Here is a 21,493-nt window from a genome sequence, read left to right on the forward strand (position 1 = left end):
AGCGCGCTTTTTTGCTGAGCAAAAAGAGAGTTGTGGAGGATGCGCAACACCAAGCCGGATTCGACTCCGAATAGTGGCGCGACTCGAAAGCTTCATGCTAGGGCAATGTTGCAAGGAGAATAACTGAGCGATGTTTGGGCGAGTATCATTGGCTGCAGTGGCGGGTTCCGCCCTGTTTATCGCGGGTTTGACCGCGATGCCCGATGCTGCCGAATCGCAGGCTCGGTCGCTTTCTCTCAACGCTCCTGGAGCCATGGGCACCTTCACACCGGCATCTGGCGACCCGTCAATGGCGCGCGCTTTGCGCCGTGCGGGCATCTCGAGTCGCGGAATGCGGTTCACGCCGTCTGCCTCGCGTCAGGGCGATCGTCCGGTCACCGTGGCCGTTCGGGCGCGCGCTTCGACGACGGAACAGGCGGAACGCAATGCCGAAATCGCGATGGCCAACACCTCGTCGACCGGCGTAACGGCGATCACGCCTTCGGCCTATAATCTGGGCGTTTCGGTCGGCTGGCGGCGGTTTGCCATTTCCGGCGATGTCGCCCGTGTTGATAATGCCATCATTCCGGGTCGCTCACGCGAATCGGCAGATGTTGGTTTGAGCTATTCCGGCCGTCGCTGGAGCACACGGGTCCAGGTATCGGCTGATCGGCCCGCGCCGCAATCGGCTCCGAGCCTGATCGACAATGAAGAACGCGTCGCAGTTGATGTCGGCGGTTCGTACAGCATCGCCCGCAACATCGCGATCACCGGTGGTGTTCGCTATCAGCGCCAGCATCGCCTGGCCCAGGAAGATGTTGATCGGCAGGATAGCCAGGCCGTCTATGTCGGGACAGCGTTCCGCTTCTAATTGCGATCTGGCGTCAGCGCCCCGATTGCCGCCCATCCATAGATATTGAAACCGGCCAGCGATTGCGCGCGGCTGTTCGTCATGCCGCCCAGCGCGATCACGGGAATTCGCGATTGCCGGACCAGCTCTCCAAATCGCACACGGCCGAGCGATGGGGCGCCGGGATGCGATTCTGTGGCGAATACCGGAGAAAAAAACACCAGATCTGCGCCAACCCGTTCGGCGAGGCGCAGCTCGGCGAGATTATGGGCCGCCATGGTGCGAATGAGGCCCGGCGGTCCGCGTTCGCCAGAGCGTGCATGAAAACCATCGGCGTGACTGGATCGCGCCAGTTTGGCGGATCCGGCTGTCACAAGAACCAAACCCCGCCCGTCGGCAATCTTTCGAATCCGTGCAACCAGCACCCGGCGCTCAGATGGAGAGAGGCTGTAGTGCCGGACAATCACCCCGCTGCCGCGCGGCAATGCGTCGAGCGCCGGCCAAAGCTGATCGCCTTGGCGTTCATCGGTCATCAGCCAGAGCTTGGGAAGCGCAGGCGCGAGAGGGTGGCGGCGTCGCACGCGCCTATCTATAGCAACGGCCATGGCAACAGGCGATAACCCATCCACTCCGGCAGACCGGCTCGATGATGTCCGGACGGTGATGGAGCGCGCCGCCAAAAAAGCAGGCCGCTCGCTATCCGATGTCACGCTGATCGCAATCTCGAAAACCCATGGCGCGGAGGCAATCCAGCCGGTGATCGCTGCCGGCCAACGCGTGTTTGGCGAGAATCGCGTGCAGGAGGCGCAGGAGAAATGGCCGGCGCTCAAAGCCGAAACCCCGGATATCGAGCTTCATCTGGTTGGCCAGCTACAATCGAACAAGGCGGATGATGCGGTTGCGCTATTCGATGCGATTCACAGTGTTGATCGCCCATCGCTCGTCAAAGCACTCGCCAAGGCCTTCGCCAAGACGGATCGCCGACCGGCGCTCTATGTTCAGGTGAATATCGGCGCGGAAGAGCAAAAGGGCGGCTGTGCGATCGAGGTTCTGCCGACGCTTCTCGCCAGCGCGCGCGACAAGGGCCTCGAAATTACCGGACTGATGTGCATCCCGCCCAATGGGCTGGAGCCTGCACCTTATTTTGCGCTGCTCGCCAAATTGGCGGCGGAGAATGGCGTGCAAAAACTCAGCATGGGCATGTCGTCTGACTATGAGACCGCCATCATGTGCGGCGCGACGCATGTGCGGGTGGGAACCGCGTTGTTCGGCGCACGGGGCTAGCTAGAGCTGGTGGCCGGTGCGGTCGCGCTTGGTTGCCAGATATTTCTCATTATGCGGATTTTCGCCGTGGCGATGGGCGACCTGCTCTTCGACCGTGATACCGGCTGCCGATAATCCCGCACTCTTGTCCGGATTATTGGTCATCAGGCGCACCCGATCCTGGCCAAGCAGGGCCAGCATCCGGGCGGCAATCCCGAAATCGCGTTCGTCGACTGCAAAGCCGAGGCGCGTGTTCGCATCGACCGTGTCGAAGCCCTGATCCTGCAGCGCATAGGCGCGCAGCTTGTTGACCAGACCGATACCGCGCCCTTCCTGGCGCAGATAGAGGAGGATGCCCCAGCCCTGTTCCGCCATTTCGGCCATGGCGCCGGTGAGCTGCGGCCCGCAATCGCATTTGAGAGAGGTCAGCACATCGCCGGTCAGGCATTCGGAATGAATGCGGACAAGCGGTGCGGAGCCATTGGGTTCGCCGATTATCAGTGCGACATGTTCGGCGGCATCGGCGCGGTGGCGAAAGGCGATAATTTCTGCCTGCTCGGCCGCTGCCACCGGTAAGCGCGCCCGCGCCGCGATCACCAGGTCATTGGGATCGTCATAGCTATCGATATCGGCAAGCGCGATTGCATCATCCGCTCCGCCCGGTGTCACGAACACCGCTGGCAGGAGATTGGCGAGCCGGGCGAGCTTAAGCGCGGCGGTGGCCGTCTCGACATCATCAATCGGTAATGCCCGGAACGGGCCTTTGAGCGGGGTGCTGAGATCAAAAGCCGGATCGGCGATCGCGATTGCCGCGCCAAGGTCATGCCAGTCCTCGCGTTGCACACGAACCGGCGCGCCCGGTGTCGCCGCCTCTCGCTGGTTGGCGAGCTTCAAGGTTTCTGCGCGCCCCGCGCCGATCAATATGTCGGCCGGTGCATCTCCATCGAACGCGGCCAGTCCTGCTTCGTCGGCCGTCTCCACCGCCAGGATGCGGATCGCCTGATCGCCACTCCCGCAGGAAATCGGCCAACCGCGCCGCAGCGCATCGATCGCGCGCGCGACCTTGCGGCTATCGCCGGATGGGGAGGATGCGTCAGACACTAAATTCGGTCACCAGTGGAACATGATCGGATGGCTTGTGCCAGCTGCGGCTCGGCTCATGGATGCTATGCGCCACCGCTTGCTCTGCGAGTTCGGGGCTCGCCCACATATGATCGAGGCGCCGGCCGCGATCCGAAGCCGCCCAATCCTTCGCGCGATAACTCCACCAGCTATAATAGCGCTCGGGAGCCGGAATGAAGCGGCGGCCGAGATCAACCCAGTCATGCGCTTTTTGCAGCTTATCGAGCGTTTCCACTTCGATCGGCGTGTGGCTGACAACCTTGAGCAGCTGTTTGTGGTTCCAGACATCGGATTCGAGCGGCGCGACATTGAAATCGCCCACCAGAAGCGTCGGCCGATCGAGCTTTTTCGACCATTTCGTCATCCGCCCGAGAAAATCAAGCTTCTGGCCGAACTTGGGATTCTCTTCGCGATCCGGGATGTCGCCACCGGCCGGAACATAGACATTGTCGAGATGGAAACCGCAATCGAGCCGCACGCCGACATGGCGCGCTTCCCCATTATCCTGCCAGTCGAGCCGGTCATCTGCATCAAAGGGTATCTTGCTGACGATCGCCACGCCGTGATGCATTTTTTGGCCGTTCAGCGCCTGATGCTCGTAGCCAAGTGCTTTGAGCGCTTCGACCGGGAAGGTCTCGTCGACCGTCTTGGTTTCCTGCAGGCACAAGATATCCGGCGCTTCTTCGGTAAGATAGCGCTCGACGATACCGATGCGGAAACGGACGGAATTGATATTCCAGGTCGCGATTTTCACGGTTGAAGCCATGGGAAAGCGTCTAGCGGCCAACGCCCCGCAACGCCACCGATATTGGAACGAATGACCCCCGCTCCGGGGGCATTTGGAGCGGGGGTCGAAACCTAGTCGTTCGTCACGCTAGGCGGGAGATGCAGCCAGAACGGGTAACAGGGGGAATCCCGCTTGGCCTTTTCGCCTCTCCACAGCCTTGTTCTAGCGGGCTGTTCCTGTCGCGCGCATGAATGGCGTCACGCACTTTATCGCGGCTATTGTTCGGGTTACCGCCAAGCCGCCTGTCTGGTGCGACAATCCGCTCAACTGCGTCCGTTAGCGACGACGGTTGCGCGGGCGCGGATCGCGATATCGGAAGGTCCGGTTGGCGATTTCCATGCCGAAACGCTGATTGGCGAGGTTGATCGTCGTCAGATTATTCTGCGAATCGAGCACCGTCCAACCCTGCAACATCAATCCGCCGGGCGATCCCGGGCTGCGCAAGAAGATGATCCGGATCGTCCCATATTCGGGATGCTCCGGATCGCGTGCCTCGATCCGTACCTCGCTATTGCGCGCCGACGGGATGACGCGCGCAAATTCGGCGAGATCGCGATCGGGGTTGAGCAATACGGAAAGCGGGGAATCGCCGATCGGCCAGCGTTGCACCTGGCGGACATCATAATCGACAAAGGTCAGCGCGCGCCCGTCCGACACGACCAGGATGTTGACGCCTTCTTCGTAGGAAAAGCGGATCCGGCCCGGACGCTTCAGAAACATTTCGCCGCGCACCGACTGGCCTGCGCGGTTGGTTTCGATGAAATCGGCGCGCATCGTGTCGACGCTGCGCAGATGCCGCTGGACCTGGGCGAGTGTATCCTGCTGCGCGGCGACGGGGCTCGGCGCGAGAACCGCACCGGTTCCGATCGCAATCGGCAGGGCAGCAAGGGCAAGGGCGATAATCCGGATCATATGTCCATCCATAGTCTAAACGATGCCGCCTAATGGGTTTGCGCCGTTGAATGCAAACTGAACCCGCGGTTGCGCGCACATTCAGGCGATCCCTAGAGCGGATTGCCTTCCTGATCGATCAACACTTCGCGGCGGCCGACATGGTTGGCGGCGCTGACCTTGCCTTCGGCTTCCATCCGCTCGATCAGCCGTGCGGCGTTATTATAGCCGACGCGCAGCTGGCGCTGGATATAGCTGGTTGAGGCCTTCTGGCTTTCCGCAACGATCTGACAGGCCTTGCGATAGAGCTGGTCTTCAGCCGAATCTTCACCCGTGGGCTGGCCATCGAATGTATAGCCGCCATCTTCGGGCTCTTCGGTAACCGCCTGGATATATTCCGGCTGGCCCTGTTCGCGCCAATGATCGGCGACCCGGCGCACCTCTTCATCCGATACGAACGGACAATGGACGCGGGCAATCTGCTTGCCACCGGGCATATAGAGCATGTCGCCCTTGCCGAGCAGCTGTTCGGCACCCTGCTCGCCGAGGATGGTGCGGGAATCGATCTTGGAGGTCACGCTGAACGAAATGCGGGTTGGCAGGTTCGCCTTGATCACGCCGGTAATCACATCGACCGAGGGGCGCTGCGTCGCCATGATCAGGTGAATGCCGGCTGCACGGGCTTTCTGGGCCAATCGCTGGATCAGGAATTCGACTTCCTTGCCCGCCGTCATCATCAGATCGGCAAGCTCGTCGACCACGACGACGATCTGGGGGAGGGGCTCATATTCAAGCTCCTCTTCCTCATAGACCGGCTGGCCGGTGTCCGCATCATAGCCGGTCTGCACGCGTCGGCCGAGCGGTTTGCCCTTGGCCTTGGCCGCGCGGACCTTGTCGTTGAAGCCCTGCAATGAGCGCACCGATAGCGAGGCGAGCATCCGATAGCGTTCTTCCATCTGCTCGACCGCCCATTTCAGCGCCCGGACTGCCTTGGCGGGTTCGGTGACGACGGGCGATAGGAGATGCGGGATATCGTCATAGATGCTCAGCTCGAGCATCTTGGGATCGATCATGATCAGCTTACATTCTTCCGGGGTCAGGCGGTACAGCAGCGACAGGATCATACAGTTCAGCCCGACCGACTTACCCGAACCGGTGGTCCCGGCGACGAGCAGATGCGGCATCGGTGCCAAATCCGCGATCACGGGATCGCCGGCGATATTCTTGCCGAGGATGATCGGCAGCTTGGCCGTATGATCTTCAAAGGCGGTGCTCGCGACCATTTCGGAGAGCACCACCATCTCGCGATGCTGGTTGGGCAGTTCAATGCCGATCACGCTGCGTCCCGGGATCACCGCGACACGCGCGGAGATGGCCGACATGTTGCGGGCGATATCGTCGGCCAGCTGGATCACCCGGCTTGCCTTGATGCCGCTCGCGGGTTCGAGCTCATACATGGTGACGACCGGGCCCGGCCGGACTTCGACAATCTGTCCTTTGACATGAAAATCATCGAGCACGGATTCAAGCAGGCGCGCATTGCGTTCGAGCGCCGCCTTGTCGAGCGCCTGGCCGCCTTCATCGGAAGGCGGGTTGAGCAGTTCGAGCGAGGGCAGCTCATAATTGAGGTTGAGCGTGCGCTGGCGCGGTTTCTTGTCGGGAGCTTTGCGCTTGGCCTTGGGATCGGTGATGACCGGCGCGCGTGCTTCGGGTTCGGGCGGCGCGACTTTCTTGCGCGGCTGCGGCGTTTTCTTCGCCTCTTCCTTGGGATCTGTAATCCGTACGGGTGCCGGTTTTTCGCGCCGACGGAACAGGAAGGCGCGCTCATCCTCGTTAAAACCGAGGCCGCGATACCAGAGATACACGCCGCCACCGCCAAGCAAGGCGGCCAGCGCCCAGCCGAGATAGCGTGCGACATCGGGGCTGCCGATCAGGCCGAGCAAACCGCCAACTGCTGCACCGCCGCCATAGCCGAGCACGCCGCCCCAGCCGAGCGGAAGCCCGCGCACACTGGCGCCGCTGAGTAAAGTCATGGCCGAGCCAACCAGCATGATCGCCACGGCTATCAGCAATGCCGATCGCGCCCAGCGGCCAAGCGGTGCATCGCGCCACAGGCGCAAGGCGACAAGGACAACCAGCGGAAGCAGCAGCGCGACCAGCGGTCCAAACACCGTCAGCAGGGTTTCGGAGGTATAGGCACCAACGCTACCAAGCCAGTTCTGTGCGGGGCCGGCTGCTGCCGTATTCAGCGCCGGATCGCTGGGCCGATAGCTGACAAGCGAGAGCGCGGTCAGCACGGTGACCGTCAACAGGCCGAGCGATGCCAGTAATGCGGTCGAGCGCGAGGCTGCGCGCCGCATTGCGTCTCGCCAGGCCGGCAGCTGTGCCGCCAATCCACCCTGTGCCATCTCGCGCCTCCCGCTTTGTGCGCTTTATGTTCTTCTGTTTGCCTCTAATGCGCTTGCGCTGGACTCCGCGTCAAGCATTTGCGTCTATGCGGCTCGCTCCGCCTGCGTTAAAGCGAGTCCCTATGGCGATGAACGGCGAAAATCGGACAGATATCATCATTCTGGGCGGCGGACTGGTCGGCCAGACTCTGGCGCTCGCATTGGACACCCATGGGGTGTCCAGCGCGGTTATCGATCGGATGCCAAGCGAAGCTCTGCTCGACAGCAGCTATGATGGGCGCGTTTCCGCTGTGGCGAGCGCCAGCAAGAATATGCTCGATGCGATCGGCCTCGGTGAAGCGCTGGACGGCAAGGGCTGTGCAATCGGATCGATCCGGGCGAGTGACGGACTGGCGCCCGGGCGGCTCGATTTCGAACCGGGCGAGGGCGAAGGCCCGCTCGGCACGATGTTTGAAAATCGGTTGTTGCGCGCGACTTTGTTCGAAGTCTCGCAGAAGGCCGAGTATATCGATCTCCATATGGCGAAGAGCGCAGCCGATGTTGTCCGCGACGCGAGCGGCGTCACCGTTACGCTGGACGATGGCACGGTGCTCAAGGGCGGACTGTTGATTGGTGCCGAAGGCCGGGGCTCGCCGACCCGCGATGCGGCGGGCATCAAGATTGCGCGCTGGAGCTATCGCCATCACGCGATCGTCGCGACGATCAATCATGAACGCCCCCATGGCGCGATTGCCTATGAGATTTTCTATCCGGCCGGGCCCTTTGCCCTGCTGCCGATGCTGGACGATGCGAATGGCCCGCGCTCGGCCCTGGTCTGGACAGTCGACGAAAAAGATGGCCCGGCGATGCTCGGGCTGTCTGAGCGCGCCTTTCTTGCCGAAGCCCAAAAGCGGATGGGCGGGTTCCTGGGCGATCTGGCGCTGGCCGGACCGCGGGGCAGCTATCCGCTTGGATTCCATCATGCGGCGCACATCACCGGCGAACGGCTGGCGCTGGTCGGCGACAGCGCGCACGGCATTCACCCGATTGCCGGCCAGGGCCTCAATCTCGGCTTTCGCGATGTTGCAGCGCTCACCGAAGTGCTGGTTGAAGGCGTCCGGCTCGGCATGGATCCCGGCGATGCGCAGCTTATGAAACGCTATGAGACCTGGCGCAGTCTCGATACGCTGATGGTCGCGATGGCGACAGACGGCCTGACGCGTTTGTTTGGTATTCCCGGCAAAACCGCTTCGAAGATCCGGCGCATTGGCATGACCGCCGTCGATCGCATCCCGCCCCTAAAACGCCGCTTTGTCGACGAAGCGCGCGGCAGCAGCGGAAAACTCCCCCTGCTCCTCCGAGGCGTCACGGTTTAGGGCTTTAGTCCAATGCACCACGGGCTATCCCTTGAAAGAGACGGTGCCGAATATTTTCCAGCGGCGGTTAGTTATGCTGATCGTACCAGATTGGCTGAAATGTTCGACGCACGCGCCGCCGCGCGGCCCGGTTTGCGAATTGAGATTGGTTCAAAACTCAAAACTCTGCTGGGCGTCGGCAGTGAGATTGGCAGCATTGCTGACCGCTGCCTTGGCGAAAAGGCACGGCCAGTGCGCGCCGTGATCTTCAACAAGACCCCCGGGACAAACTGGGCCTTGGGATGGCACCAGGACAGGACAATTGCGGTGGCAGAACGCCATGATCAACCAGGGTTTGGCCCATGGACCGTGAAAAACGGCACTCCCCATGTCGAACCACCATTTACGGTGATGGAATCAATGATGACCCTGCGCGTTCATATCGATGCCGTCGATGATGAGAATGCACCTTTGGTTATCGCCTTGGGGTCGCACAAAACGGGTCGCATAGCCGTATCACAGATTGATGACGTCGTTGGCCGCTGTGCCCTGCACTCTTGCCATGCCGAACCGGGTAGTATTTGGGCCTACTCCACGCCGATCCTTCACCGCTCTGACCTGGCGTCCGGAGACCGGCAACGGCGTGTACTGCAGATCGATTATTCGACGGTCGAGCTACCAGAACCGCTCCGATGGGCGGCCGATTGACGACAAAAAAGGCCGCCACCCGGGGAGGGATGGCGGCCAGTTTGGATACGGAAGAGGGTTCCGTACGGATTATTCGGCGGCTGCGAAGACGCCGGGCATTGGAATGGCGATGCTCTGCAGCGTTTCTTCCTGGCAGTCGCGGGCGTCGATGCGGCTGCGCAGGTCAAAGCTGTAGCCGGTACCGCAGACTTCGCGGACAGCTGCGATAAGGCGGCGCTGAAGCGTGTTGCGATCCGCTTCATTGGCAAGGTTGAGATCGGCATGGTTCACGGCGACCGTGGCATTGCCGGCCGGTGCGGCCTGGGCGACGCCCGGCTGGGCCATCGCTGCGCCGATCATCAGGGTGGCGGGAATCAAAAGTGCGCTAATATTCTTCATTGTCATGCTCCTTGGGGAGGGGGTTGAGTTGACAAGAAGGGATGTAACATAGGTTGCGATTTGCAACTAACAACGATATTGCCTATATGTTCTGCAGAATTGCAGAACAGGTAATATGATGGACTGGAACGATCTTCGTTACTTTATCGCCGTCGCGGAAACCGGCAGCACATTAAGCGGCGGCAAGAAGCTGCATGTCAGCCAAACCACCGCGGCGCGGCGCATTGCGGCGCTCGAAGACGCGCTCGATCTCACTCTCTTTGACCGCAGCCGGACCGGTTACACGCTCACCCCGGTGGGTGAGGCGCTGCTCGAATCGGCGCGCGCGGTTGGCAGTGCTGCGGACGAATTCGCCAAGGCGGCGGATTCGCAGGTCCGCGATATCAGCGGATCGGTGAAGCTCACCACGCTCGATATCTATGCCGAAACCCTGTTGCCGCCGATGCTGAAGCGGATGCGGACCGACTATCCGGGAATCCGGATCGAGATTGAAACGACCCAGGAGCCGCGCGACCTGGCGAGCGGCGATGCGGATATCGCGCTGCGCAACAGCAATGGGCCGACAGGGGGCGGACTGGTCGGGCGGCGTATCGCCGATGATGGCTGGACGATTTACTGCAGCCGCTCCTATGCGCGTGAAAATGGCATCCCCAAGTCCGAAGCCGATCTGGTCAACCACGCCTTTATCGGCGGGGGTGGCGAGAATTTCTGGCGCACCTATCGCCAGTGGCTGCGCGACAATGGCCTGGAAGATCGGGTTGCCGTGCATCATGCGACCGCCACCGGGATACTGTCCGCCGTGCGGGCCGGGGGCGGACTTGCCGTGATGCCGAGCTTCTTCGCTGATCATGATCCCGAGCTCGTTCAATGCCTGCCGCCGCGCGGAGAGGATGAAAACGGCTTGTGGCTGCTGACCCATGAGCGCCTCCGCCATGTGCCGCGTATCCGGGCCGTGCTCGATTATCTTGCCAAGGAACTGAAGACGCTCGCCCTGCAGCCGCCGCAATAGGGGGGCGCTAGCGGCTTGCGCCCAGCTTGCGCGCTTCTTCAACGAGCATCACCGGGACGCCATCGCGGATCGGATAGGCCAATCCTGCTGCCTCGGAGATCAACTCATCCGCCTCGCGATCATAGCGCAGCGGTGTCCGGGTTACCGGGCAGACGAGTATGGCGAGAAGTTCAGGGTCGAGCGGAGTGGCGCTGGTCATTGGTCCGCTATTGCAGAGTCGCGCGGTCATCGCCGCCGGTCTGCTGGTGCATGCGGAAGAATTGCATGAACTGGATCAGCAGTTCGGACCGCTCCTCGATCGTCGGTGCTTCGAGCAATGCCTGTTTTGCGACCGTGTCGAACGGCGAAACCTGGGCGACCATATTGACGAGCGTTTCATCGTCGAGCGTCTCAACCGCATCCCAGTCCACGGCATAGCCGAGCAAGGTCGCAAACTTCTTCGATTCATCCATCAGCCCGCCACGCATCGCAATCGAGAGCGGCTCCGCCTCGGCCTCATCGCCAAATTCTGCGGTAACCGCCTCGACCCGCCGAAAGGCGGTGGTCGCATCAAGTTCGCGCACCAGCCGGAACCGGGTCAGGCCATCCAGCACCAGATTGAAGCGCCCATCTTCCATCGCTTCGACTTCGGAAATCTTGCCGATACAGCCAATATCGAACAGGGCCGGTTTATGGCCGTCTGCATCTTCCGTGCTGCGCGGTTGGATCATTGCGATGCGCCGATCGCGGGCCATGGAATCCTGCACCAGCGCCCGATAGCGCGGCTCGAATATATGCAGCGGCAGCTGCGCGCGCGGCAACAGGATCGCGCCGGCGAGCGGAAAGATGGAAAGGCGGACCGGGCTTTCGCTCATTATCCGAACAGGATAGCCGAGAGCCGCCGGCGTTGCTGGGACACCCATTCATCTTCCAGGCCGACAACCTCGAACAGCTGGAGCAGCTTTTGCCGCGCCGCGCCCTCATTCCAGTCCTTATCGGCTTCGATGATGTGGAACAGCTGATCGGCAGCATCGTCCCGCGCATCATTGGCGATCAAGGCTGTTGCGAGCTCGAGCCGCGCCTCATGATCGGCCGGATTGGCTTCGACCTTGGCGCGCAGCGGTGCGGTATCTTCGCTGTCTGCGGCATCGCCGATCAGATCGATGGCCGCTTGGGCACGAACAATCGCCGGGTCCTTGGCCACCTCTTCGGGTATCTGGGCGAGCATTTCGCGTGCCTCGTCAATCTTGTCCATAGCAACCAGCGCTCGGACAAAGCCCGAAATGACCTTGGGTTCGGTCGGTGCCATTTCCATGATCTGGGCAAAGGCGGAAAGCGCACGCTCATTATCGCCATCCGAAAGAAACTGCTCGCCCATTTCGATAAGCGGCTCGATTTCGGCTTGTTGCTGCTTCTCGTCGCTCTCAACCGGCAGCTGCGTCAAAATCTGGTCGAGCATCTGCTTTAGCGCGCTTTCGGTGCGCGCCTGGCCAAGATCCGCGATCGGCTTGCCCTGGAACATCGCATAGACGGTGGGGATTGACTGGATCTGGAACTGGGAGGCGATGAACTTGTCTTCGTCGACATTCACCTTTTTCAGGATCACGCCCTTGTCCGCATAGTCCGCTGCCACCTTTTCGAGCATTGGCGTCAACTGCTTGCACGGGCCGCACCATTCGGCCCAGAAATCCAGGATAACGAGCTGCGACATTGACGGTTCGACAACATCGGTGCGGAATTTCTCGACCTCGGCCTTCTGGTCTTCGGTCAATCCCAATTGCGTGGCCACTTCGTACGACTCCTTTTCGGGGTTTGGGCATATATGGGGTATTGCAGCGCATAACCCAAGGGGAGGCTCAGCATTGCGTGCCGGCTATCGGCTGGCCAGCAACTCGGCGAACACAGGCGCAAAGCAATCCAGCATATGGCGAGCATAGCCGGCGTTCATATGGACATGGTCATAACCGTCGTCATGCGGTTCAAGGCCGTCCCATTCTTCACCCCCGCTGCGCATCATATCCCGGCGGGTCAGGCCGGAGCTGGCCGATAGGGCCGGATCGGGCAGGACGAGCCGGACATCGCCACCGAATATTTCGTACGCCACCTCCTCGGTCATCGATCCTGCCTCGCCAATCACGGCCATGCCATCATCTTGCGTGTAGCGGCTATATGCCGGCCTTTCGATCAAGGTTTCGCCCGGGCGCGGCGTGACGATCAGGGCAATCGGCGCATCGGTCATTTCGCGCAGGTTGCGAACCATGAAATATGCAAAACTGAGCTTGAAATTCTCGGCGATGATCGCGCGGAACGCAGCGCGGCTTATCAATCTCTGACCGGCGCTGTGCGAGAATAGATCCAGCTTGGCCAGGGCGCGCAGCGCGAGCATATAATCAACGCCGAGGCCCACGAGGACGAATGCATCATAATCTGCCGGACGGATCTTGGCCTTATGCGGTGGATTGCGGCTCCATCTTTTACACAAGCCATCATGGTCGGTGACAAAAGCATCGCCTTGTACAGACAGGGTTTGCAGGGCGGCGAGATTCCCGGAGAAGAAATCAAGCGTTACACCATCGAATGGCGCGGAATTGGATGCCAGTGCATGGCGATAGGCTTGGCTATGCGAATTGCCGAGCAAACAGACGGTCGGTGCCGCCGGATCTATCGGGCGTTGAAGCGAATCCAACAGGATGTCATCGTCCGCCATTCAGCTGCCAGGCGCAAATTGTTCGAGCAGCACGTCATCGCACAATGCCTCTTCATCGGCATCAATCTCAGGATATGCTGCAGTATCTGCGTCGCTATCGGCTGGTCCCGCCGCATCAGTGTCGAGCGTTTCCACACCATGGGCCGCAAAGAATTGCCGCATCACCATGTCCACACCATCCATCCGAACGGTCCTGAGGTTGGGCTCATAAAGTTCTGCGCGGGCCAGCGGAGAGGCCACCAGTTCATAGGATGGGAAATAATCGATATCGTCATGGGTCGCAGCGAGTTCGCCGGCCACGGCGCGCAACACGGATTTCGAATAGGTGGTTGCGACCAACACATGATTGTCCGAAGCCGTCGCAGTCAGCGGTACGGGCGAGACAGTCAGCAAGAATTTGATTTCCGGATTCACACGGCGGATGAGTGTGCGAAACGCTTCGAACTGCCCCAATATCTCGGCAAAGCCGGCATTATGAAACTCATGCCGATCCGGATCATAAGAGCCAGCAATGGTTCCCGGCGCCGTTGGCCAGGCTGTTCCACTCTCCCGGTCGCGCCAGGTTTCGGTCAGGCCCAGTGTGAAGACAAAGATATCGGCCAGCCTGAACAGGCGATCTACATAGTGAAGATGCTGCTGCCGGTGGGCCATTACTTCGGCAGCGCTGTCCAGCCCCTCGGGTTCGACCGACGGGCGCATGGCGTCGAAATATCGGCCCTCCGCCTCCCAAACGACCAGCGATTCAGGCAACGGCGTGTTACCGATCGTCTCTTCGGCGATCTGCAATAACTGTTGCACGGCATAAATATTGCCGAACCGCGCAGAAAACATGCGATACCCAAAGCGCTTGGCAACGGAATCCGGAATCGCGGCGGATGGCGGCTCCAGATCGAGGACATTATAGTCGCGCAGGCGCAGGTGGCGGGCAATATGTTGTGCGAAGCAACTGCCGGCGGTCGCGATTTTCAGATCCTGGGATATCGGAAATTTCGGTTGGTAGAGATCGACAACAGAAGACGGGTTTTTGCCCGCAACGCCGTTTCTCCAAAAGGCGCGCGGAGCGAGCGAGCTATAAGGCGAGCGCATCTGGGTAACCTCCTGTCCGTTGTCGGTGAACTAGCCGGATGACTTGCAGCGTGTAAATGGCCGATTGGTCGGCCGGATTATTGACCGCAATATACTTGCCCTGCCGCTAATCCCATGCTAGCTGCGCCGCCTCTTCACCCGATGGCAAGAATTTGGCGTCATAGGGGAGAGCGCCGAGCGGGCGTAGCTCAGGGGTAGAGCACAACCTTGCCAAGGTTGGGGTCGGGCGTTCGAATCGCCTCGCCCGCTCCATTTTTCTCTCACAGTGCGAATCCGAATTTAACGCGGCTGGCCTCGGCCGTTATGCTGCGCCGTCGAGCGTGATGGTGCGACCATCGACCTGGGCTTTGACGCCATAGACGTCGGCCAGCCGGGCTTCGGTGAGGGTTTCGGAGGGCGGACCGTCGGCGACGATCTGGCCGTCATCCATCCAGATCAAACGGGAAGCATAGCGCGCGGCGAGCTGGATATCGTGGAGCACGACCAGCGCGCCGCCGCCGTTTGCCACAAAGGCCTGGATCAGATCCATGATACGGAACTGATGGAGCGGATCGAGCGCCGCGGTGGGCTCGTCGGCGATCAGCAGCGGGGCTTCTGCGGCGAACGCGCGGGCGCAATGGACCCGGGCAAGCTCACCGCCGGACAATGTATCGGTTCGCCGGTTCGCGAGCGCAGACAGGCCGCATGCGTCGATTGCCGTGTCGACAGCCTGCGCATCTGTGTCCGTTAGCCGGCCCAGCGCCGCGCCATGGCTAAAGCGGCCGAGGGCGACAACATCGCGCACACTATTGGGCCAGGCCAGCGGGCGGGCCTGGGGCAGATACGCAAGCTGCCGGGCGCGTGCGATGGGGTTCATCAGGCAGGACTCACTGTCATCGAGCGTGGCGCTGCCCCCGGTTCGTGGTTCGAGTCCGATGCTTGAACGGATCAAACTCGTCTTGCCCGCCCCATTGGGGCCCAGCAGGACGACCAGCTCTCCCGGCCCAAGCCGGAAACTGGCATCGCGCACAAGCGGGGCATCGCCGACGGCGAGCGAGAGGTTGGCGGCGACGAGCTCAACCACGGATCGTCCGCCTCTGCATCGCTATCCAGATAAAGGCCGGCGCGCCGATCAGCGCCGCGACAACGCCGAGCTTGAGTTCGGATTCCGTAGGCAGGACCCGCACGCCGATATCGGCCAGCACGAGAATGAGCCCGGCGAGCAACGCAGACGGCACCAGCGATCGCGCCGGATCATGGCCGACAAAGGGTCGGACCAGATGCGGCGCGACTATCCCGACAAAACCGATCGCCCCGGCCAGCGCGACCGATGCGCCGGTCGCCAGGCCCGCGCCGAGAACGGTGAAGATGCGCTGGTTGCGCAGGTTGAGCCCGATCCCGCTGGCGGCTTCTTCGCCCAGGGTCAGCGCTGAAAGACCGCGCCGGGTGGCGAACAGGATGGCGAAGCCCGCAATCAGGAACGGAAAGGTCAGGCCGATCTCGGCAAAGCTGCGATTGGTGACCGAGCCGAGCATCCAGTTGATCATGTCTGACAGGGAAAAGGGATTGGGCGCCAGATTCATGAGCAAACTCATCGCCGCGCCGGCAAAGCTGGATAGCCCGACGCCGATCAGGATCAAGGTGACGACCGATTGGGTGCGGATCGCGGCGAGCGCGAGCAATGCGGTGGCCGCCAGTGCGCCGATAATCGCGGCGATCGGGAGCACCCAGATGCTGAGTGCGGCAAGGCCGTAATAGAGCGAGAAGGTCGCCGCCAGTGCAGCCGATGCCGATACGCCGAGCACGCCGGGTTCAGCGAGCGGATTGCGGAGCAGCCCCTGCAGCGCTGCGCCGCTGACACCGAGCGCTGCACCGACGAGAAAAGCGGCGAGCGCGCGGGGGAGGCGGATCGACCAGATCACCAGCAGATCGCCGGGCGAGCCATTGCCGAGAAAAGCGGCGAATGCCCGATCGACCGGCATCGGCGTCGATCCGATCAGGCAGGCCGCGAATATCGCCGCTAAACACGCGATAACCAGTCCGGGAGTGAGCCAGCTATGCGCTTTCATCCGCGCGCTCCGTCGGCCAGGGCCTCGATCGCATCGAGGATGAACCAGCCGCCACAGGCGGTCCATGCGCCGTCGAGCGGAACCACGTCCCGATCGGTGAGCTGCGCGCGGGCAACCGGATGCTGGGCGGCGCCCCAGGCATCCGGCGTGCTGAAAAAGGAATCGAAAAAGGCCGCAGCAACAAGGTCCGGCTGCTCATAGGCAAGCCGCTCCAGCGGCAGGGAATGCCAGCCGGACTCCGCCTGGAAATTGGAAAGGCCGGCAGCGATCAGCATCTCATGGATCAGCGAGCCGGGCCCGCTCGTGACGCCAGCGGGCGTCATATAAAGGGTGGCAGCATCGCTGCTGCGTTTGCTTATGGCGGCCAATCGGGATCGGAACTTGGTGATCAACGCTGCACCGCGCTCGGATTGGCCGAGGCCGTCTGCGACATGCGCAATTTGCTGGGCAATCGAGCCCTCTTCCGCGCCATCGATGCTGGATATCCAGCCGAGCTGTAACACCGGAACGCCGGCGCGCTCGAAAAAGCCGGCCGCGTTGGGCCCGCCACCATAGGAACGAATGATGAGATCGGGTTCGAGGATCAGCACATCTTCGGCATTGGGGCGCACGGTCGGCATGCCGATCGCGGCGTCGCGCATATAGGAGAAATCTTCCACCCCGCCCGGCGAGATGGCGAGGATCTGCTCGCGATCGGCGAGCTGCAACAGATATTGGTCGGCACAATAATCGAGGCTGACTATTCGCATGGGCCGCTCGGTTGATTGGGCCGCGAGGGTGTCTTCGCCGCCGCCCGATGGCTGGCACGCGGCGAGCATAAGGGCAGCGGAAAGCACAACCATCCCGCGCCAAACAGGTGCAGCATTTTTGATGCGCCCCATTATCACTCCCCAATGCACCGCGCCGTCCGCGACAGATGCAATCCCAACGGCAACGGGCCTCACGGAATGGTCTCCGCGCGGACGGCCAAGCCTGTCTGCTGTCGCTTCAGGGGAAGTGGCGCGGGCCGAACGGATCGGATCCCGGCACCCACACCTTACCCGCCTGTCGAGAGCTGATCCCGGTCTCCAGGCGAACGACGCGATGGCAGGTTTCCTGGCTCACCGATGGTCGCCTCCGGCCGCCTTCCCGGCTCCCATCCCGTGCGGACAGAGCCAGTGGCATATCGGCCGTCAGCTATCGGCTGACAGTTGCGGGCACAGCCCCGGATTTTCGCCGGGTTCCCTCTTAGCCGCCGATGAAGGCGGCACCATCTGCGCCACGGTCTGGTGCAGCGATGCGCAGCTGTCAATTCGCGTCGGTGAGTGGCCTATTCGGCCGCGTCTTCCTTGGGCATCAGCTTGTCCATCGTTTTCGTCTCGAAATCGCTGGCATCATGCCGTTCGGGAAGCTGGGTTTCCGGCTCGCCCCAGACGCGGTTGACCATCCGGCCACGTTCGACGGCCGGGCGTTTGGCTATCTCATCGGCCCAGCGGTTCACATGCGTATATTCATGCACCTGCAGGAATTCGGCCGCTTCGTAGAGTACGCCCTTGGCCAGGCCCCCATACCAGGGCCAGATTGCCATATCGGCGATCGAATATTCGCTGCCGGCCATATAGTCATGCTCGGCCAGATGCCGGTCGAGCACGTCCATCTGCCGCTTCACTTCCATGGCAAAGCGATCGATCGGATATTCCATTTTCATCGGTGCATAGGCGTAGAAATGGCCAAAGCCACCGCCGAGATAAGGCGCGCTGCCCATCTGCCAGAACAGCCAGTTCAGGGCTTCGGTCCGCGAGGCATGGTCGCTCGGCAGGAACTCGCCGAATTTCTCGGCAAGATAGAGCAGGATCGATCCGCTCTCGAACACGCGCTGATGCGGTTCGACGCTGCGATCGACCATCACCGGGATTTTCGAGTTCGGATTGATGTCGACATAGCCCGAGGAGAATTGATTGCCTTCGCCGATATTGATGATCCAGGCATCATATTCGGCGCCTTCATGGCCGAGCGCGAGCAGCTCCTCGAGCATCACCGTTGCCTTTACGCCGTTTGGCGTGGCGAGCGAGTAGAGCTGGATCGGATGCTCGCCGACCGGCAAGTCCTTGTCATGGGTCGGTCCGGCAATCGGCCGGTTGATGGCAGCAAAACGCCCACCGCTTTCCTTGTCCCAGGTCCAGATCTTTGCGGGTTTATATCCTGGGGGCTGGTTTTCGGGGGTTTCTGCTTCGTCGCTCATGATCGATTCTTTCTGTTGATTGCGTGACGCGAGAATTGCTGATCACGGCGGCTGAGTCCACGGCGGAAAACTATTGGGGGTATTGGCTAGGCTTTTGTCGGGCTGGACCGCCCTCGTCCCGGTCCGTAGCGTGTGCGCTCGCATCAAGATTCGGGAGAGCGCAATGTCGAAGCAGGAAATGGACGCGGTTATTCAACTGCTCAACGCCAATCAGGCGGACGGCGATCCGAGCGTTGAAGAGCAACGCGCTGGCATGGAAGCGCTCGCCGGATCCTTCCCGCTTCCCGAAGGCGCACAGCAGCGCGCAGAAACCATCGCCGGCGTGCCGTGCGAATGGCAATCGGTGGAGGGCGCGAAAGACGATGCCGTCCTGCTTTACTTTCATGGCGGCGGCTATGTGATCGGATCGGTGAACACGCATCGCGGGCTCGTTTCGGGCTTTAGCGGTGCGACCGGGATAACCGGGCTCTCGGTCGATTATCGCCTGGCGCCCGAACATCCGTTTCCCGCAGCGGTCGAAGATGCCGTCGCGGTCTATCATGCGCTGCTCGAGCAAGGCCGCGATCCGGCAAAGATCGCGATTGGCGGGGATTCCGCCGGTGGCGGTCTCTCGCTGGCCCTGCTCCTCGCGGCCCGTGAACGCGGCCTGCCGCAACCGGCCTGTGCCGCGCTGCTCTCGCCCTGGTCCGATCTCCGGATCGTCGCCAAGGCCTATGAGAGCCGCAAGGAATCGGATCCGATGGTCCGCAAGGACGGGATCAGCGCGATGGCCGCGCATTATCTTGGCGATACTGACCCCAGCAACCCTCTCGCGTCACCGATCCTGGCGGATCTTGCGGGCCTTGCGCCGATGATCATTCATGTCGGGGATCGCGAAGTGCTGCTCGACGATTCGGTTGATCTCGCCGCGCGGGCGGAAGAAGCCGGTGTCGATGTAACGCTGAAAGTCTGGCCGGACATGATCCATGTCTTCCAGGCCTTTTACCCGATGGTCGAAGAAGCCCGTCAATCGATTGCCGAAATGGGCGCCTTCATCGCAGAAAAAACGGCCTAGCTGCTTTCGGCCATGCCATAGGCCTCGAGCCGCCCCGCGGCCTGTTCCACGTCGCACGCAAGGATCACGATATCGTGCAGCGCTTCGTCCGCATCGCGGACATGATCGCGTAGCAACGCTTCACCGCGAAAGCCGAGTTCCTCGAACAGCGTGATCGCGCCTTTCTGGTCGACAGTCATCTGGGCAGTCAATTTCTTCAGCCCCTTGTCGAGCGCCTTGGCAAAACATTGCTCGATCAGCACCCGGCCAAGCCCATGCTTGCGGACGGACGGATCGACCAACACGCGCAGCTCGCCAAGATGGGGCGACCAGCTCAGCGGGTCGGTAATCAGGGCTGAACAACCGACAATCCGGCCATCCTGTTCGGCGACCAGCGTTTCGATGGCACCGCTATCGGTCTGCGCGATCCAGGCATCCACCACGCCGCGCTTGGTGATGTCGCGGGTGAGGAACAGCAGATCATGCGGCGGTAGCGCCTTCGCAAAGCTAAGCAGCCCGGCCTTGTCGTCCGCCGTCATGGGTCGAAGTGAAATCTCGGCATCGCCCATGGCATGTGTCGAGGGATTGCGTTCGCGTGTCATACGGACCTTTCGCCAAGCCATTCGTCCAGGGTGGGCCATAGCCGCCGCGCCGCATTGGGCCCGGCAATCAGGCTGATATGGCCGCCTTTCAGAGTGATTTCAGTTTTGTCTTTGGATCCCGCCAGCGGCACCAGATGTTTACTCGCCTCATAGGGAACGATGTGATCATGCAGCGCCACCGCATGGAAAAGCGGTATCTTGATATTGCCGATATCGGCAATCCGGCCGCCGACTTCGAGCGTGCCTTCTTTCAGCTCATTGCGCCACATCAGCTTTTTCACCGTGTCGCGAAAATATTCGCCGGCAAGCGGCAGCATGTCATTGCTCCAGCGCTCCATCTTCCGCTGGAACTCGACGAGATCGCTGTTCCACATATTGTCCCACAGCGTGCGCTGGGCCGCGATACGGCCGGAGGGGCGGAGCATGTCAAATGATGTCAGCAGCAAATCGGGCGAGGCATTGCCCACCGAATCGACCAGGCGATCGACATCGAAAAATTTCTGCTGCGACATATGCGCAAACAGGTGCATTTCGGAAAAATCGATCGGCGTCGTGAAGCAGACGAGATTCTTGATCGGCTCTTCAGGATGGGTCGCGGCATAAATGGTCGAGAGCACGCCGCCCATGCAATAGCCGACCAGCGACACCTCCTGCTCGCCGGTCGTCTCACGCACCCGGCGCAGGCAATCGCCGATAAAGTCATTCGCATAGCTATCGAGGTTGAGGCCCTTCTCCTCGGGTCGCGGCGCATCCCAGTCCATCACGAACACATCATATCCGGCATTCAAGAGGAAGCGGACAAAGCTGTGATCTTCGGCGATGTCGAACACATAGCCGCGGTTGGTTGTCGCCATGACCATCAGGATCGGCACCCGATAGACTTCCTCGACCAGCGGTTTGTAGTGATAGAGGTTCAGCGTCCCGCGCTTGTGAATCACATCCTTAGCGGTCAGGCCGACAGCTGGCGCCGCCGAGGCGAAATACTCAACGCCCTTGATGTTGCGCTGGATCGTTCGCTCGACAAGCTTCTGGATCGCCGCGCCCGATCCGGCCCCACCATCCTGTTCGGCTGTGCTCGCCATTATTGC

The 21,493-nt window shown here is 61.4% G+C and carries 23 protein-coding genes, 1 tRNA gene and 1 riboswitch; of the genes, 7 read left to right on the plus strand and 17 right to left on the minus strand.

What is annotated here, in order from left to right:
• Positions 1 to 130 precede the first annotated feature (130 nt).
• Positions 131 to 850 (plus strand): porin, encoded by a 720-nt coding sequence (locus tag HFP51_RS11325; RefSeq protein ID WP_255454650.1) that lies wholly within the window; start codon positions 131 to 133, stop codon positions 848 to 850.
• Here HFP51_RS11325 and HFP51_RS11330 read toward each other — a convergent pair.
• Complete coding sequence (locus HFP51_RS11330; RefSeq protein WP_255454651.1) at positions 847 to 1,410, minus strand: thiamine phosphate synthase; 564 nt, start codon at positions 1,408 to 1,410, stop codon at positions 847 to 849. The two genes, HFP51_RS11325 and HFP51_RS11330, sit on opposite strands and share 4 nt — an antisense overlap.
• Positions 1,411 to 1,432: 22 nt before the next feature.
• Here HFP51_RS11330 and HFP51_RS11335 point away from each other — a divergent pair, with 22 nt between their 5' ends.
• The gene (locus tag HFP51_RS11335) at positions 1,433 to 2,113 is read left to right on the plus strand and encodes a YggS family pyridoxal phosphate-dependent enzyme (protein WP_176875837.1); all 681 of its coding nucleotides are present in this window, start codon (positions 1,433 to 1,435) and stop codon (positions 2,111 to 2,113) included.
• On the opposite strand, the gene ribA is transcribed toward HFP51_RS11335, so the two are convergent.
• The 4 genes from ribA to HFP51_RS11355 form a co-directional block, all read right to left on the minus strand.
• Entirely contained in the window at positions 2,114 to 3,193 is a 1,080-nt protein-coding gene (gene ribA / locus HFP51_RS11340) for a GTP cyclohydrolase II (protein WP_176875838.1), read from the minus strand.
• The gene (locus tag HFP51_RS11345) at positions 3,186 to 3,980 is read right to left on the minus strand and encodes an exodeoxyribonuclease III (protein ID WP_176875839.1); all 795 of its coding nucleotides are present in this window, start codon (positions 3,978 to 3,980) and stop codon (positions 3,186 to 3,188) included. The genes ribA and HFP51_RS11345 overlap by 8 nt, the downstream gene beginning before the upstream one ends.
• 297 nt (positions 3,981 to 4,277) lie before the next feature.
• Positions 4,278 to 4,913 (minus strand): outer membrane lipoprotein carrier protein LolA, encoded by a 636-nt coding sequence (locus HFP51_RS11350; protein ID WP_176875840.1) that lies wholly within the window; start codon positions 4,911 to 4,913, stop codon positions 4,278 to 4,280.
• Between the two features lie 92 nt (positions 4,914 to 5,005).
• Entirely contained in the window at positions 5,006 to 7,300 is a 2,295-nt protein-coding gene (locus tag HFP51_RS11355; RefSeq protein WP_176875841.1) for a DNA translocase FtsK 4TM domain-containing protein, read from the minus strand.
• A gap of 122 nt (positions 7,301 to 7,422) precedes the next feature.
• Between HFP51_RS11355 and HFP51_RS11360 the strand changes: the two genes are divergently transcribed.
• Both HFP51_RS11360 and HFP51_RS11365 read left to right on the plus strand, forming a co-directional pair.
• Complete coding sequence (locus HFP51_RS11360) at positions 7,423 to 8,655, plus strand: UbiH/UbiF/VisC/COQ6 family ubiquinone biosynthesis hydroxylase (RefSeq protein ID WP_176875842.1); 1,233 nt, start codon at positions 7,423 to 7,425, stop codon at positions 8,653 to 8,655.
• A 99-nt stretch (positions 8,656 to 8,754) separates the two neighbouring features.
• Complete coding sequence (locus HFP51_RS11365; RefSeq protein ID WP_218135298.1) at positions 8,755 to 9,342, plus strand: phytanoyl-CoA dioxygenase; 588 nt, start codon at positions 8,755 to 8,757, stop codon at positions 9,340 to 9,342.
• A gap of 69 nt (positions 9,343 to 9,411) precedes the next feature.
• On the opposite strand, the gene HFP51_RS11370 is transcribed toward HFP51_RS11365, so the two are convergent.
• Positions 9,412 to 9,720 (minus strand): UrcA family protein, encoded by a 309-nt coding sequence (locus HFP51_RS11370; protein ID WP_176875844.1) that lies wholly within the window; start codon positions 9,718 to 9,720, stop codon positions 9,412 to 9,414.
• Positions 9,721 to 9,835: 115 nt separating this feature from the next.
• Here HFP51_RS11370 and HFP51_RS11375 point away from each other — a divergent pair, with 115 nt between their 5' ends.
• Positions 9,836 to 10,729, plus strand: a complete 894-nt coding sequence (locus HFP51_RS11375) for a LysR family transcriptional regulator (RefSeq protein WP_176875845.1) — start codon at positions 9,836 to 9,838, stop codon at positions 10,727 to 10,729.
• 7 nt (positions 10,730 to 10,736) lie between these two features.
• Here the strand turns inward: HFP51_RS11375 and HFP51_RS11380 are convergent, their stop codons facing one another.
• The 5 genes from HFP51_RS11380 to HFP51_RS11400 all read right to left on the minus strand — a co-directional run bounded on the left by HFP51_RS11380 (position 10,737) and on the right by HFP51_RS11400 (position 14,501).
• Positions 10,737 to 10,928, minus strand: a complete 192-nt coding sequence (locus tag HFP51_RS11380) for a Trm112 family protein (RefSeq protein WP_176875846.1) — start codon at positions 10,926 to 10,928, stop codon at positions 10,737 to 10,739.
• Positions 10,929 to 10,935: 7 nt separating this feature from the next.
• Positions 10,936 to 11,583 carry an LON peptidase substrate-binding domain-containing protein gene (locus HFP51_RS11385; RefSeq protein ID WP_176875847.1) on the minus strand — a complete coding sequence of 216 codons (648 nt, stop codon included), beginning with the start codon at positions 11,581 to 11,583 and terminating at the stop codon, positions 10,936 to 10,938.
• Positions 11,583 to 12,497: a tetratricopeptide repeat protein gene (locus HFP51_RS11390; RefSeq protein ID WP_176875848.1), complete on the minus strand. Its 915-nt coding sequence runs from the start codon at positions 12,495 to 12,497 to the stop codon at positions 11,583 to 11,585. The genes HFP51_RS11385 and HFP51_RS11390 overlap by 1 nt, the downstream gene beginning before the upstream one ends.
• Before the next feature lie 84 nt (positions 12,498 to 12,581).
• Positions 12,582 to 13,415, minus strand: coding sequence for a hypothetical protein (locus HFP51_RS11395; RefSeq protein WP_176875849.1), 834 nt, complete (start codon positions 13,413 to 13,415; stop codon positions 12,582 to 12,584).
• The gene (locus HFP51_RS11400) at positions 13,416 to 14,501 is read right to left on the minus strand and encodes a GSCFA domain-containing protein (RefSeq protein ID WP_176875850.1); all 1,086 of its coding nucleotides are present in this window, start codon (positions 14,499 to 14,501) and stop codon (positions 13,416 to 13,418) included.
• A gap of 177 nt (positions 14,502 to 14,678) precedes the next feature.
• Here HFP51_RS11400 and HFP51_RS11405 point away from each other — a divergent pair.
• A tRNA-Gly gene (locus HFP51_RS11405) sits at positions 14,679 to 14,753 on the plus strand.
• Between the two features lie 49 nt (positions 14,754 to 14,802).
• Here the strand turns inward: HFP51_RS11405 and HFP51_RS11410 are convergent.
• The 4 genes from HFP51_RS11410 to yghU form a co-directional block, all read right to left on the minus strand.
• Positions 14,803 to 15,564 (minus strand): ABC transporter ATP-binding protein, encoded by a 762-nt coding sequence (locus HFP51_RS11410; RefSeq protein WP_176875851.1) that lies wholly within the window; start codon positions 15,562 to 15,564, stop codon positions 14,803 to 14,805.
• Positions 15,557 to 16,549 carry an iron ABC transporter permease gene (locus HFP51_RS11415; RefSeq protein WP_176875852.1) on the minus strand — a complete coding sequence of 331 codons (993 nt, stop codon included), beginning with the start codon at positions 16,547 to 16,549 and terminating at the stop codon, positions 15,557 to 15,559. Before HFP51_RS11415 ends, HFP51_RS11410 begins: the two co-directional genes overlap by 8 nt.
• Positions 16,546 to 17,430 carry an ABC transporter substrate-binding protein gene (locus tag HFP51_RS11420; RefSeq protein ID WP_255454652.1) on the minus strand — a complete coding sequence of 295 codons (885 nt, stop codon included), beginning with the start codon at positions 17,428 to 17,430 and terminating at the stop codon, positions 16,546 to 16,548. Before HFP51_RS11420 ends, HFP51_RS11415 begins: the two co-directional genes overlap by 4 nt.
• Before the next feature lie 186 nt (positions 17,431 to 17,616).
• A riboswitch (cobalamin riboswitch) is annotated at positions 17,617 to 17,818 on the minus strand.
• Between the two features lie 40 nt (positions 17,819 to 17,858).
• Positions 17,859 to 18,770 (minus strand): glutathione-dependent disulfide-bond oxidoreductase, encoded by a 912-nt coding sequence (yghU, locus tag HFP51_RS11425; protein ID WP_176875853.1) that lies wholly within the window; start codon positions 18,768 to 18,770, stop codon positions 17,859 to 17,861.
• A 163-nt stretch (positions 18,771 to 18,933) separates the two neighbouring features.
• Between yghU and HFP51_RS11430 the strand changes: the two genes are divergently transcribed.
• Entirely contained in the window at positions 18,934 to 19,824 is an 891-nt protein-coding gene (locus tag HFP51_RS11430; RefSeq protein ID WP_176875854.1) for an alpha/beta hydrolase, read from the plus strand.
• Here HFP51_RS11430 and HFP51_RS11435 read toward each other — a convergent pair.
• Both HFP51_RS11435 and HFP51_RS11440 read right to left on the minus strand, forming a co-directional pair.
• Positions 19,821 to 20,405, minus strand: coding sequence for a GNAT family N-acetyltransferase (locus HFP51_RS11435; protein WP_176875855.1), 585 nt, complete (start codon positions 20,403 to 20,405; stop codon positions 19,821 to 19,823). The two genes, HFP51_RS11430 and HFP51_RS11435, sit on opposite strands and share 4 nt — an antisense overlap.
• Complete coding sequence (locus tag HFP51_RS11440; RefSeq protein ID WP_176875856.1) at positions 20,402 to 21,487, minus strand: alpha/beta hydrolase; 1,086 nt, start codon at positions 21,485 to 21,487, stop codon at positions 20,402 to 20,404. The genes HFP51_RS11435 and HFP51_RS11440 overlap by 4 nt, the downstream gene beginning before the upstream one ends.
• Positions 21,488 to 21,493: the final 6 nt, after the last annotated feature.

The sequence above is a fragment of the Parasphingopyxis sp. CP4 genome, from assembly GCF_013378055.1.
Classification (GTDB): Bacteria; Pseudomonadota; Alphaproteobacteria; order Sphingomonadales; family Sphingomonadaceae; genus Parasphingopyxis.